Source organism: Xinfangfangia pollutisoli (assembly GCF_020179405.1).
In the GTDB taxonomy this organism is placed as follows: domain Bacteria; phylum Pseudomonadota; class Alphaproteobacteria; order Rhodobacterales; family Rhodobacteraceae; genus Pseudogemmobacter; species Pseudogemmobacter pollutisoli.
In genome coordinates this window covers 21,667-33,714 of sequence record NZ_JAICBZ010000044.1, presented here as the reverse complement: position 1 = coordinate 33,714, position 12,048 = coordinate 21,667, and the positions used below count along the sequence as shown (strand labels likewise).

17 protein-coding genes are annotated in these 12,048 nt (G+C 67.9%); 5 read left to right on the top strand and 12 right to left on the bottom strand.

Annotation, left to right across the window (positions count from 1 at the left end; all coding sequences use genetic code 11):
- From modC to K1Y73_RS13480, 7 genes are all read right to left on the bottom strand, one after another.
- On the bottom strand, window positions 1-710 hold a 710-nt coding region (modC, locus tag K1Y73_RS13510; protein ID WP_225028829.1), incomplete at its 3' end, for a molybdenum ABC transporter ATP-binding protein.
- On the bottom strand, window positions 707-1,405 hold the full coding sequence (gene modB / locus K1Y73_RS13505; RefSeq protein WP_225028828.1) for a molybdate ABC transporter permease subunit: 699 nt from the start codon (window positions 1,403-1,405) through the stop codon (window positions 707-709). The genes modC and modB, both read right to left, overlap by 4 nt.
- A 48-nt stretch (window positions 1,406-1,453) precedes the next feature.
- The gene (gene modA, locus K1Y73_RS13500; protein WP_225028827.1) at window positions 1,454-2,209 is read right to left on the bottom strand and encodes a molybdate ABC transporter substrate-binding protein; all 756 of its coding nucleotides are present in this window, start codon (window positions 2,207-2,209) and stop codon (window positions 1,454-1,456) included.
- Between the two features lie 62 nt (window positions 2,210-2,271).
- Complete coding sequence (locus K1Y73_RS13495; RefSeq protein ID WP_225028826.1) at window positions 2,272-2,631, bottom strand: winged helix-turn-helix domain-containing protein; 360 nt, start codon at window positions 2,629-2,631, stop codon at window positions 2,272-2,274.
- Between the two features lie 78 nt (window positions 2,632-2,709).
- Entirely contained in the window at window positions 2,710-3,207 is a 498-nt protein-coding gene (locus K1Y73_RS13490) for a MarR family winged helix-turn-helix transcriptional regulator (protein WP_225028825.1), read from the bottom strand.
- 114 nt (window positions 3,208-3,321) lie between these two features.
- A complete protein-coding gene (locus K1Y73_RS13485) occupies window positions 3,322-3,600 on the bottom strand; it encodes an FAD assembly factor SdhE (protein WP_225028824.1) in 279 nt (92 codons plus the stop codon).
- A 3-nt stretch (window positions 3,601-3,603) separates the two neighbouring features.
- Window positions 3,604-3,999, bottom strand: a complete 396-nt coding sequence (locus tag K1Y73_RS13480; protein WP_225028823.1) for a helix-turn-helix domain-containing protein — start codon at window positions 3,997-3,999, stop codon at window positions 3,604-3,606.
- Between the two features lie 120 nt (window positions 4,000-4,119).
- Between K1Y73_RS13480 and K1Y73_RS13475 the strand changes: the two genes are divergently transcribed.
- Genes K1Y73_RS13475 through K1Y73_RS13465 form a run of 3 tightly spaced genes read left to right on the top strand, consistent with a single transcriptional unit; the run spans window position 4,120 to window position 6,130 of the window.
- On the top strand, window positions 4,120-5,322 hold the full coding sequence (locus K1Y73_RS13475) for a pyridoxal phosphate-dependent aminotransferase (RefSeq protein ID WP_225028822.1): 1,203 nt from the start codon (window positions 4,120-4,122) through the stop codon (window positions 5,320-5,322).
- A gap of 15 nt (window positions 5,323-5,337) precedes the next feature.
- Window positions 5,338-5,724 carry a bleomycin resistance protein gene (locus K1Y73_RS13470; protein WP_225028821.1) on the top strand — a complete coding sequence of 129 codons (387 nt, stop codon included), beginning with the start codon at window positions 5,338-5,340 and terminating at the stop codon, window positions 5,722-5,724.
- Entirely contained in the window at window positions 5,714-6,130 is a 417-nt protein-coding gene (locus K1Y73_RS13465) for a hypothetical protein (RefSeq protein WP_225028820.1), read from the top strand. The genes K1Y73_RS13470 and K1Y73_RS13465 overlap by 11 nt, the downstream gene beginning before the upstream one ends.
- A gap of 88 nt (window positions 6,131-6,218) precedes the next feature.
- Here K1Y73_RS13465 and K1Y73_RS13460 read toward each other — a convergent pair whose 3' ends face one another.
- Complete coding sequence (locus tag K1Y73_RS13460) at window positions 6,219-6,542, bottom strand: 2Fe-2S iron-sulfur cluster-binding protein (RefSeq protein WP_225028819.1); 324 nt, start codon at window positions 6,540-6,542, stop codon at window positions 6,219-6,221.
- Between the two features lie 217 nt (window positions 6,543-6,759).
- Between K1Y73_RS13460 and K1Y73_RS13455 the strand changes: the two genes are divergently transcribed.
- Together K1Y73_RS13455 and K1Y73_RS13450 are read left to right on the top strand one after the other, a co-directional pair.
- Window positions 6,760-7,314, top strand: a complete 555-nt coding sequence (locus K1Y73_RS13455) for a peptidoglycan-binding domain-containing protein (protein WP_225028818.1) — start codon at window positions 6,760-6,762, stop codon at window positions 7,312-7,314.
- 9 nt (window positions 7,315-7,323) lie between these two features.
- The gene (locus tag K1Y73_RS13450; protein ID WP_225028817.1) at window positions 7,324-7,974 is read left to right on the top strand and encodes an HD domain-containing protein; all 651 of its coding nucleotides are present in this window, start codon (window positions 7,324-7,326) and stop codon (window positions 7,972-7,974) included.
- Between the two features lie 76 nt (window positions 7,975-8,050).
- Here K1Y73_RS13450 and K1Y73_RS13445 read toward each other — a convergent pair whose 3' ends face one another.
- The 4 genes from K1Y73_RS13445 to hflK all read right to left on the bottom strand — a co-directional run bounded on the left by K1Y73_RS13445 (window position 8,051) and on the right by hflK (window position 12,021).
- The gene (locus tag K1Y73_RS13445; RefSeq protein ID WP_404819087.1) at window positions 8,051-9,448 is read right to left on the bottom strand and encodes a DegQ family serine endoprotease; all 1,398 of its coding nucleotides are present in this window, start codon (window positions 9,446-9,448) and stop codon (window positions 8,051-8,053) included.
- Between the two features lie 244 nt (window positions 9,449-9,692).
- Complete coding sequence (locus K1Y73_RS13440; RefSeq protein ID WP_225028816.1) at window positions 9,693-9,887, bottom strand: DUF2065 family protein; 195 nt, start codon at window positions 9,885-9,887, stop codon at window positions 9,693-9,695.
- Window positions 9,884-10,810 carry a protease modulator HflC gene (hflC, locus tag K1Y73_RS13435; RefSeq protein ID WP_404819086.1) on the bottom strand — a complete coding sequence of 309 codons (927 nt, stop codon included), beginning with the start codon at window positions 10,808-10,810 and terminating at the stop codon, window positions 9,884-9,886. The genes K1Y73_RS13440 and hflC overlap by 4 nt, the downstream gene beginning before the upstream one ends.
- Window positions 10,810-12,021, bottom strand: coding sequence for an FtsH protease activity modulator HflK (gene hflK / locus K1Y73_RS13430; protein WP_225028815.1), 1,212 nt, complete (start codon window positions 12,019-12,021; stop codon window positions 10,810-10,812). The genes hflC and hflK overlap by 1 nt, the downstream gene beginning before the upstream one ends.
- Window positions 12,022-12,048: the final 27 nt, after the last annotated feature.

Below are 12,048 nucleotides of genomic sequence, written 5' to 3'. Positions count from 1 at the left end.
GCCAAGCCGCGCCGATAGGCGGGTTGGCCCGGCGCCAGGGCGGGATCGGCAAAGACTTCGGCCGCCGGCCCCGCGGCAGTGACCCGGCCCGCCTGCAGCAGGACGACCGTGGTCGCCAGCCGCGCCACTTCGGCGGCGGAATGGCTGACATAAAGGATCGGCAGATGCAGCAGATCGCGCAGCCGTTCCAGATAGGGCAGGATCTCGGCCTTGCGCGCCTCGTCCAGCGCCGCCAGCGGCTCGTCCATGATCAGAAGATCGGGGCGCGACAGGATGGCCCGGCCCAGCGCCACCCGGCTTTTCTCGCCCCCCGACAGGGCGCCCGGCCGGCGGGCCAGAAGCGGCTCCAACCCCAGAAGATCGGCGATCCTGGGCAGCGTCGGGCCTTCGCCCTTCGGCGCGAAGAATCGCCCGTATAGCAGGTTCTGGCGCACCGTCAGATGCGGGAAAAGCCGCGCATCCTGAAAGACATAGCCAATGCGCCGGCGATGCGGCGGCACATGGGTGCCCGCCGCGCTATCGGTCAGCACCCGGCCATCCAGCACCACCCGGCCCCGCTCGGGGCGCATCAGACCCGCCACCGCATTGACCACCGTGGTCTTGCCCGAACCCGAAGGCCCGAACAGCGCCGTCACCCCCGGCGGGGCCGCGAAGGACAGCTCCATCGTGAAGCCCGCGAAGCGATGTGACAGCGCCACCTCCAGCGTCATTGGCCCGAGATCCGCCGTGCCACCGCCCGCGCCACCCATTCCGACAGCAGCAGCGCCGCCATGGCGATCGCGACCGCCACCAGCACCAGCCGGCCGGCCTGCGTCTCGCCGCCCGGGACCTGCAGGAAGGAATAGATTGCCGAGGGCAGGGTCTGGGTCTGGCCCGGAATGTTCGACACGAAGGTGATCGTGGCGCCAAACTCGCCCATCGCCTTGGCAAAGGCCAGGATCGCCCCGGCGATCACCCCGGGCAGGATCATCGGCAGGGTCACGGTCAGAAACACCATCGGGCGCGAGGCGCCCAGCGTGCCGGCGGCCTGTTCCAGTTTCGGGTCCACCGCCTCGATCGCCAGGCGGATGGCGCGGACCATCAGCGGGAAGGCCATGACGCCCGCGGCCAGGGCGGCGCCGGTCCAGCGGAAGGCGAAGACCAGGCCGAACCATTGGTCAAGATATTGGCCGACATAGCCTTTCCGGCCAAAGGTCAAGAGCAGCAGATAGCCCGTCACCACCGGCGGCAGGATCAGCGGCAGATGCACGATGCCGTTCAGCACCTGCCGGCCCCAGAAATCCCAGCGCGCCAGCGCATAGGCCACCAGCACGCCCAAGGGCAGGCTGACCGCCACCGCCCAGAACGAGACGCGCAGGCTAAGCGCCACGGCGCGCCATTCTTCGGGGGAAAGCCAGTCGGTCATGCGGCTCCGTTTGGCAGGCGGGCGCGCGGCGCGGCCCCGGTCTTGGCGTCAGTTCAGGATCTTGAAGCCCTGGGCCGCGAAGATGGCATCCGCCGCATCGCCCGACAATGCCTCGAAAAACGCCTTGTCGGCCGGATCCACCGCGCCGATCAGCACGGCGCCCGGATAGATGATCGTCGGATAGCTGGTTTCGGGGAAGGTGCCGACCACCGTCACCGCGTCATCGGCCGCCGCATCGGTTGCATAGACGATGCCATAGGGCGCCTCGCCGGTCGAGACCAGCGCCAGCGCGGCGCGGACATTGTCGGCCTGGGCCACATCGGCCTCGACCCCCGCCCAAAGCCCCAGGCTTTCCAGCGCGGCCTTGCCATATTGGCCAGCCGGCACCGAATCGACCAGCGCCATGGACAGTTTGCCCCCGCCCAGCAGCCCCGCCAGATCGGTGCCCGGCCCGATGTCGACCGGCGCCGCATCCTTGCCATGGGCGATCAGCACCAGCGTATTGCCGAACAGATCCCTGCGGCTGCCTTCGACGACAAGCCCGGCCTTTTCCACCTCGTCCATCCAGTTGACCGCCGCCGAGACGAAAAGATCGGCCGGCGCGCCCTCGATGATCTGCTTGGCCAGCGCGTTCGAGCCGGCATAGGAAATCGTCACGGTGTTGCCGGTGGCAGTCTGGAACTCGGCGGCGACCTGATCCAGTGCCGTCTTCATCGAGGCGGCGGCGAAGACCACAACTTCTTCGGCATGGGCGGGCGCGGCAAGGGTCAGCGCAAGAAGGGCAACGGACAGACGGCGGGTCATGGAACCTCCCAATGGATATGTTTTGCGAAACATATCACCAGGGGCCGGCGGCAGGGCAAGCGCTATTTTCCGCCAGACACATCACTCGGCCGGGCCAGCATCGCCTCCAGCGCGGCCAGATGCGGCGCGGCGGCGGTTTCGGCGGCCGACAGCGTGGCGCGATACAGCCCCAGCACCGTTTCGCCCGCTTCGGTCAGCTGCGCCCCGCCGCCGCCAGGGCCCCCGCGGCTGCTGGCCACCAGCGGCGCGGTGAAGGCGGCATTCATCTCTTCGACCAGCGACCAGGCGCGCTTGTAGCTCATTTCCATGCCGCGGCCGGCGGCCGAGATCGAGCCGGTGTCGCGGATCAGTTCCAGCAGCCGGGCCTTGCCCGGGCCTAGCATGGCGCCGTCGAAAAGGATGCGGAGTTTCAATTCGGTCATGCCGCCACTTTCCCGCCCGGGGCCGCGCCTGGCAAGGGGCAGGATGCGTCAGCGACCCCCTGCCCCTGCCCGGCCGGATCAGTAGATGTAGCGGATCTGTTCGGTCCAGAACCGTTCCATCCGGCGCAGCGCGGTGTTGATCTCTTCCATGCCCGACACATCGACCAGCGCCCGCTTCTCGATCGCTTCGGAATGGCGGGCGAACAGCTCGCTCAGCATGCCGCGCACCCGGCGGCCCTTGTCGGTCAGCCGCACCCGCACCGAGCGGCGGTCGATTTCCGACCGCTGGTGGTGCATATAGCCCAGTTCGACCAGCTTCTTCAGATTGTAGCTGACATTCGAGCCCTGGTAATAGCCGCGGCTTTTCAATTCGCCCGCCGTCACCTCGTTCTCGCCGATGTTGAACAGCAAAAGCGCCTGGACCGAGTTGATCTCAAGGATTGCCAACCGTTCGAATTCGTCCTTGATCACGTCCAGCAGCAGCCGGTGCAGCCGTTCGATCAGGGCAAGATTGTCAAGGTAGCAGGACAGGAACGCCTTCTGCGATCCATCAAGAAGGGGTTGAAGGATGGACATCACGCTTGCTCCACCTGGATTTGACAGGCAGAGAATCGGCACAAAGCGCAAACATTCCGTAAACTCGCGCCGGTTTCGCCTCAATTGCAGCGAAGTCGGCGCCGCGGCGGCGCGCTAGGCCGCCGGACCGGCCAGCCGGGCCCGGGCGAAATCGCCGATCCGGGCGATCAGCGGCGCGGCCCAGTCGGGCGCGGCCGCGGTGCCCATGACCCAGGTGATCAGATCCTGATCATTCTCGGCCAGAAGCCGATCGTACAGATCCAGATCCGCCGGCGTCAGCGCCGCAAGCTGCGAATCGGCGAAGGGGCCCAGGACCAGATCCATCTCTTTCGTGCCGCGCCGCCAGCTGCGCATCCGCATCCGCCGCAGCCGATCTTCCGCCGTTTCCGCCATCGCCTAGACCTCTTGTTGCACCAGCAGCCGCAGCCGCCGTTCGACCGCGCCGATTTCCGCCGCCAGGCCCGCCAGCTGCGCCTGCAGCCGCGCCAGATCGGCCAGAGCCTCGGCCGCCGCCGGAGCGGGACGCGGCGCCTCGCCCGCGGGCACGTCCAACCCGTCGCCCTCGGCCGTCAGCAGCCATTTCAGCGACACATTCAGCATCCCCGCCAGCATCTGCAACCGGTTTCCGCGCGGCTCGGCCAGGTCTTCCTCCCAGGCCTGCACCGTGGTCAGCCGCACGCCCAGCCGCTGGGCCAGATCTTCCTGGCTTAATCCCGCCGCCTCGCGCGCGCCCGCCAGCCTGTCGCCGAAAGTCGCCACATCCGCCGCAAACCAGCTGCTTGTCTCCGCCATCTCGCCTCTCCTTCTTTCGATATCGCTTGTATGACCGGGGCCCCAAGCCTAAGACCCTTGGCCGGAAATCGCAAACCGATGGCGGGTGCGTCCCGGCCGTCCCCTCAAGGAGTGCCGCATATGGCCTTTCTGTCCGACACGCTGGCGCGGGTGAAGCCCTCGGCCACGATCGCGGTCACCAACAAGGCGCGGGAACTGGCGGCTGCCGGGCGCGACGTCATCGGCCTGGGCGCGGGCGAGCCCGATTTCGACACGCCCGAAAACATCCGCGAGGCGGCCAAGCGCGCCATCGACAGCGGCAAGACCCGCTACACCGCCGTCGACGGAATCCCCGAGCTGAAGGCCGCGATCTGCGCCAAGTTCCTGCGCGAGAACGGGCTGACCTATACGCCGGCGCAGGTGACGGTGGGCACCGGCGGCAAGCAGGTTCTGTACAATGCGCTGATGGCGACGCTGAACCCCGGCGACGAGGTGATCGTGCCGGCGCCCTATTGGGTCAGCTACCCCGACATGGTGCTGCTGGCGGGCGGCACGCCCGTGCCGGTGGTGGCCTCGATCGAGACCAATTTCAAACTGACGCCCGAACAGCTGGAAGCGGCGATCACGCCGAAGACCAAGTGGTTCATCTTCAACTCGCCCTCGAACCCGACCGGCGCCGCCTATTCGCGCGACGAGCTGAAGGGGCTGACCGATGTGCTGATGCGCCATCCGCATGTCTGGGTGATGTCGGATGACATGTATGAACATCTGGTCTTCGACGATTTCGAATTCGTGACGCCCGCCCAGGTGGAGCCCGGCCTCTATGACCGCACCCTGACCTGCAATGGCGTCAGCAAGGCCTATGCGATGACCGGCTGGCGGATCGGCTATGCCGCGGGTCCGGTGGCGCTGATCAAGGCGATCGGCACGATCCAGTCGCAATCGACCTCGAACCCGTCCTCGGTCAGCCAATGGGCCGCGGTCGAGGCGCTGTCGGGTCCGCAGGATTTCCTGCCCGGCTTCCGCAAGGCCTTTCAGGGCCGGCGCGATCTGGTCGTGTCGATGCTGAACCAGGCCAAGGGCCTGCGCTGCCCGCGCCCCGAAGGCGCCTTCTATGTCTACCCGGATATTTCCGGCTGCATCGGCAAGGCCACGCCCGGCGGCACCGTCATCACCAATGACGAGGTCTTCGCGACGGCGCTTCTGGAAGAGACCGGCGTTGCCGTGGTCTTCGGCGCGGCCTTCGGGCTTTCGCCGAACTTCCGCGTCAGCTACGCTACCTCGGACGAGGTGCTGCGCGAGGCCTGCGCCCGCATCCAGCGCTTCTGCGCCTCACTGGTCTGACGCGAAAGGGGCCCGATGGCCGACAGGATCACCGCCAACCTGCCCAGCCGCGATTTCGCGGCGACGGCGGCGTTCTACGGAAAGCTGGGCTTTGTCCCGGCCTTCCGCGACGACGGCTGGATGATCCTGACCCGCGGCGATCTGGTGCTGGAATTCTTCCCGCATCCCGACCTGGACCCCTGGTCCAGCTGGTTTTCCGCCTGCATCCGGGTCGATGATCCGGATGCGCTTCTGGCGACCTGGCGCAGCGCCGAGCTGCCCTCGGACCGAACGTCGATCCCGCGGCTGACCGGCTTCTTCAAGCCGGGCGCCGCGCCGCGCATGTTCGCGCTGGTCGACGAGGACGGCTCGCTTCTGCGGGTGATCGACAATCGCGATGCCGGAGAAACCGATGGCCGGTGACCTGCCCGACTATTATTTCCGCATTCGCGAGAATGGCGCCGCCGTGTTCAAGGTCGATACCGAGAACCGCCAGCGCCGCATCGAGTTGATCGAGATCGCGACGGTCAACGTGAAAAACGGCAATATCAAGCCGCATGGCGAGGGCAAGCTGACCGCAGCCGAGCAGCAGTTGATCGGCGACTGGCTGGCCAAGCGGCGCGCGGTGCTGGACGCGCGCGATGTCGACGACATCCTGCGCGCCGTCGACCACCTGAACCTGACCACGCAATGGGCGCAGTCCAAGGCCAGCGACGATCAGCTGGAAGAGGTGACCGACGCGCTTTTGCTGGCCATGCACGACCTGCGCGCGGTCCTGGTGCGCAAGAAGGCCGAACGGCTGACCCGGGGCGATCAGGCGGCGGAATAGGGACGCCCGGAATTTTCAAAATTCCGGGCAAAATTCTTCAAAGAATTTTGCGATTTTTCGCTGAAAAATCGCGCGCGTCCCTGCCGGGTCAGATCTGCTTTTCCGGCATATGAACGACCAGCCCGTCCAGCGCCGGCGTCACCTTGATCTGGCAGGTCAGGCGCGAGCGGACCGGATCGGGCTCATAGGCGAAATCCAGCATGTCGGCTTCCATCGCGTCCTTCTTCGGCAGCTTCTCGACCCAGTCGGGCGCCACATAGACATGGCAGGTCGAGCAGGCGCAGGCGCCGCCGCAATCGGCCTCGATGCCGGGGATGCCGTTGTCGCGGGCCCCTTCCATCACGGTCAGCCCGGCCGGCACCTCGACCTCGTGCGCCTTGCCGTTGAATTCGACGTAAGTGATCCTGGCCATGGGCCTCTCCGGGTATCTGCCTCGCGTCTCGCGACATAGGCGAGATTTGCGGGCTTTTCCAGAGGGGCCGGTACCTCGCCCCTGCCCCGCCCGTCCTCCGCCCGTGCCCCGAAAGCCACGCCGCCCGCCGCGGCGCCCGTGGCCACCTTCCCTGCCCCGGCGCGCGCGGCTATCTTCCGGGGTCACGACCCGGACCAATCCGGGCGAAGACAGGCCGATGATCCGCACCCGCCGTTCCGCAGCCCTTCTGCCGCTGGCCCTGCTTTCGCCGGTGCTGGCCGCTTGCGTGGCGACCGCGCTGCCCGATCCCGCCGCGCGTGCCGATTTCTCGGCCGAGCTGATCGACCTGCGCGGCCGCGCCGGCCCCCCCAAGGGGCCCGAAGGCGCCTGCTGGCAATCCGATATCCGGCCCGCGGTGATCGAGACCACGACCGAACAGGTTCTGGTCCGCCCCGAGTCGCGCGCGGCCGATGGCAGCGTGGTCCCCGCCGTCTTCGCCACCGAGACGCGGCAGGAAATCGTCTCGGATCGCGGCACGGTCTGGTTCCGCGCCCCCTGCGCGGCCGAGATGACGCCGGATTTCGTGGCCACGCTGCAGCGCGCGCTGAAGGCGCGGGGCCTGTATCTGCTGCCGCTGACCGGCAGTCTGGACGCGCCCACCCGCGACGCGATCCGCCGCTATCAGCGCGCCCGGGGGCTGGACAGCGATCAGCTGTCGCTGGCCGCCGCGCGCGATCTGGGCATTGTCGCGGCGCCGCGGGTCGAGCGGTAAGGAAGAAAGATGACGATGGCACCCGACCTGCTGCAGCGCCTGTGCGAAGCCGAACTGGCCCGGCTTTGGGGCAGCCAAAGCGACGGCGCGCATGATCTGGGCCATGTCCGCCGGGTTCTGGCCAATGCCCGCATCCTTGCGCTGAACGAAGGCGGGGCGGATGACGCGGTGCTTGTGCCGGCCGCGATCCTGCATGATGCGGTGAACCTGCCCAAGGACCACCCCGAACGCCACCGCGCCTCGGTGCTGTCGGCCGAGGCGGCGGCGGATTTTCTGGCCGGGCTGGCCGACTATCCGGCCGAGAAGATCCCCGGCGTCGCCCATGCGATCGCGGCGCACAGCTTTTCCGCCGGGATCGCGCCCGAAACGCCCGAGGCGATGATCCTGCAGGATGCCGACCGGCTGGAGGCGCTGGGGGCGATCGGGCTGGCGCGGATGTTCCATGTCGCGGGGCAGATGGGCGGCGGGCTGTTCGATGCCGACGATCCGCTGGCCCGGCGCCGGCCGCTGGATGACCGGCGCTTCGCGCTGGACCATCTGGAGGTGAAGCTGTTTCCCGTCGCCGCCGGCATGCGCACCACCGCAGGGCGGCAGATGGCGGAAGAGCGGGCGGAATGGATGGAAAGCTTCCGCGCCCGGCTGCTGCGCGAGATCCAGTAGCAAAAGGCGCGGCAGGTTTCCCCACCGCGCCCCTTTTTCTGGCCTTCCCCGCCGCGACGGGGGGGAACGCGCTGGCTTAGTCCAGCGCCAGCGCCACGAAGCGCGGATCGCCGCCGCGGCGGATCAGCAGCAGCAGCGACTTGCGCCCCGCACCTTTGGCTTCCTTGATCCGGTCCTCAAGATCGCTCAGCCGCGCGATGCGCTGCTGGCCGGCCTCGGTGATGATGTCGCCCTCGCGCAGGCCCTTGGTATAGGCCTCGGACGAGGGATCGACCTTGGTGACCACCAGCCCCTCGGCGCCGGGCTCCAGCCCCAGCTTGCCGCGGATCTCGTCGCTCATCGGCGTCAGGGTCAGGCCCAGCATATCCATATGCGAGGGCTCGGCCGGGGCGGGCGTGGCGGCGGGGAAGGCCTTGGTCTCTTCATCCTCGCGCCGGCCCAGCGTGACCTGCAGCGTCTCGGTCCGGCCTTCGCGCAGCACCACCACCGGCACCGCCTGCCCCACCGGCGCATCGGCGACGCGGCGGGTCAGCGCGCCGGCATCGTCGACCGGATTGCCGTCGAACATGGTGATCACGTCGCCCGGCTTGATCCCGGCCGCCTTCGACGGGCCATCCGGCACATCGGTGACCAAAGCACCCTTGGCCTCGGTCAGGCCCATGCTTTCGGCGATGTCGGGCGTCACGTCCTGGATCCGCACGCCCAGCCAGCCGCGGCGCGTTTCGCCATATTGCTTCAGCTGGTCGACGACCTTGTTCACCACATTCGAGGCCATCGAGAAGCCGATCCCGATCGAGCCGCCATTGGGCGACAGGATCGCGGTATTCACCCCGATCACCTGGCCGTCCATGTTGAACAGCGGGCCGCCCGAATTGCCGCGGTTGATCGCCGCATCGGTCTGCAGATAGTCGTCATAGGTGCCCGACAGCTCGCGGTTGCGCGCCGAGACGATCCCGGCCGAGACCGAGAAGCCCTGGCCCAAGGGGTTGCCCATGGCCACCACCCAGTCGCCCACCCGCATCAGATCGGAATTGCCGAACTGCACATAGGGCAAGGGCTTGTCCGTCTCGACCTTCAGCAGGGCGATGTCGGTCTTGGGGTCGGTGCCGACCAGCTTTGCCGGCAGTTTCTTGCCCGAGAAGAACTCGATCTCGATCGTGTCGGCGCCTTCGATGACGTGATTGTTCGTCACGATATAGCCGTCTTCGCTGATCACGAAGCCCGAGCCCAGCGCCTCGGACCGCTGCGGCGCGTCGGGGCCCTGCAGGTCGGGGAACAGATCCTCGAAGGGGCTGCCCTCGGGCACCATCGGACCCGCGCCGGTCGAGGCGGCGACGGTCGAGGTGGTGGTGATGTTGACGACCGCCGGGCTGATCTTGTCAGCCAGATCGGCAAAGCTTTCCGGCGCGCCAAAGGCCAGCACCGGGGCGGGGGCGACAAAGCTTAGCCCCGCGCTCAGCGCGACGGCGAGCAGGGTGCCGGTCTTCAGCTGGGCGAGAAGCGATTTCGGGTGAACGGACACGGCTCGGGGCTCCTTTATTCCGTTACGTCAGCCTTGGGGTTCAGACGCGGGCGGCGGCTTGGACTGCCGCTCCGCTTGGCTTCACTAAGAAGCTTGGGCCAAGCCCGCGCGCAATGCAAACCCTGTCGCGGCGTTTCAAGCCCGTGTGAACGGCTGACATGAAACCCGCGCGGGATCGGGTCGGGCAGGGCCGGCGTCAGCCGCCCCAGGCCCGGGCCAGCGCCAGAAGCACCACCCCCAGCGCCAGCGCGGCCAGGCCGAACATCCGCCGCCGCTCGGGCGGCATCTCGGCCAGAAGCCGCAGCACCTCTTCCATGCGCGAAGGGGCCAGCGCAAGCGCCAGCCCCTCCACAGCAAGAACCAGGCCCAGGGCCAGAAGAACCGTCGTCACGGCGCGGCGGGCGCCGTTGCCGGAGCCGCCGCAGGCGCCGGGGCCGCAGGCCGGGCATCCGGGGCACGATCGCCGCGCAGATAGTCGAAGAACTCGCTGTCGGGCGACATGACGATCGACGAGCTTCCGCCCTTCAGCGCCACGTCATAGGCCGTCAGCGACCGCAGGAAGGCGAAGAATTCCGGGTCGCGGCCATAGGCCTCGGCCAGAACCCGGTTCCGTTCGGCATCGGCCTCGCCGCGGATCACGTCGGCCTGGCGCCGCGCATCCGAGGTCAGTTCCACCACCGTCCGGTCGGCCGCCGCCCGCACCCGCTGCGCCGCTTCGCCCCCGCGCGCCTTTTCATCGGCCGCTTCGCGTTCCCGCTCGGCCCGCATCCGCGCGAAGGTGGCCGACAGGTTCTGCTCGGGCAGATCGGTGCGGGTCAGCCGCACGTCGATCACCTGCACGCCCAGCGCCTCGGCCTCGCGCTTGGCGATGGTGAGGATGTCGTTCATCAGCACGGTCCGGTCCTGGCTGAGGACGTTTTCCTGATTGGTCCGGCCCAGAACTTCGGGGATGGACTGGGTCAGGATATTGCCCAGCAACTGCTGCGCCCGCTCTTCGCCGCCGGCACCGACCGACTGGCGGAACTTGACGACGTCGGTGATGCGCCAGCGCGCGAAGGCGCTGACCACCAGCCGGCGGTCGGACAGAAGCGTGACTTCGATCGGGGCGGTTTCCAGCCCGAGGATGCGGTCCTCGTAATAGACCACGTCCTGGATGAACGGGATCTTGAAGCCCAGACCCGGGGTTTCCTTGACCTGGGTCACTTCACCGAATTGCAGGACCAGGCCCTTCTTGCGCTCGTCCACGATGAAGACCGAGGACAGCGCCGTGACCAGAATGACGACAATGACGGGGATGACATAGATCGCGCGCATCAGTTGGTCCCTCCGGTCGCGGCGGCACCGGCGGCGGGGGCCGCGGGCACCGGGCGGGCAAGATCGTTCAGCGGCAGGAAGGGCACCACGCCCTGGCCGCCTTCGGGGCCGCCCTGCACGCCGTCGAGGATGACCTTGTTCATCCCGGCCAGCACCTTTTCCATCGTCTCCAGATACAGCCGGCGCCGGGTCACTTCGGGCGCCTTCACATATTCGTCGTAGACCGAGATGAAGCGCGCGGCCTCACCCTGGGCCGAGTTCACCGCATTGGCGCGATAGGCCTCGGCCTGTTCCAGAAGCTGCGCCGCCTCGCCGCGCGCGCCCGCCGTCGCCTTGTTGGCATAGGCGTCGGCCTCTTTCTCAAGCCGGTCGCGTTCCTGCTGGGCGGCCTGCACTTCGCGGAAACTGTCGATCACCTCACGCGGGGGCTGGGCCCGCTGCAGGTTGACCCGGATCACGTTGATGCCGGAATTGTAGCTGTCCAGCGTCGCCTGCACGGCCTTGCGCAGATCGCTGGCAATCACGCCCCGGTCGCGGTTCAGGATCGGCGACAGCTCGCTGCGGGCGATGATGTCGCGCATCGCGCTTTCCGAGACGGCGCGGATCGTGTCTTCGGGATTTTCCAGGTTGAACAGGTATTTCTCGGGGTCCGAGATGTTCCACACCACCTGGAAGCCGATATCGACGATGTTCTGGTCGCGCGTCAGCATCAGCCCGCCATCGGTGGTCGAGGCCATGCCGATTTCGGTCGTGCGCTCGCCCGTCACCAGGATCTTTTCATAGGTCACCAGCGGCCAGGGCGCGAAATTCAGGCCCGGCTGGCCGACGCCCGCCGTCTCGCCCAGGAACAGCTCGACCGAGCGTTCTTCGGTCTTGACCGTGTAGAAGGACATGAAGGCCCAACCCGCCACCAGCGCCAGCGCGCCCAGGGCGATGCCCTGCGGCGTGAACAGGGGCGGCAGGCCCGACCGGCCCGGGCCACGGTTCGGCCCGCGCGGGCCGCCGTTCTGGCGGCCACGGCCGCCCATCAGCACGCGAAGCTGTTCCTGCCCCTTGCGCATGATCTCGTCGATCTCGGGAATCTGCGGCCCGCCTTCGCCCGGTCGCCGGTTGCCCGGGCGGCGGTCATCATCGCCCTGCCCGCGGTTTCCGCCCCGGTCGTCATCGCCACCGCCGCCTCCGCCCCCCCAGGGGCCTCCGCTTCCCGCCATAAATCGTCCCTCTCTGTCCTTGCTGCC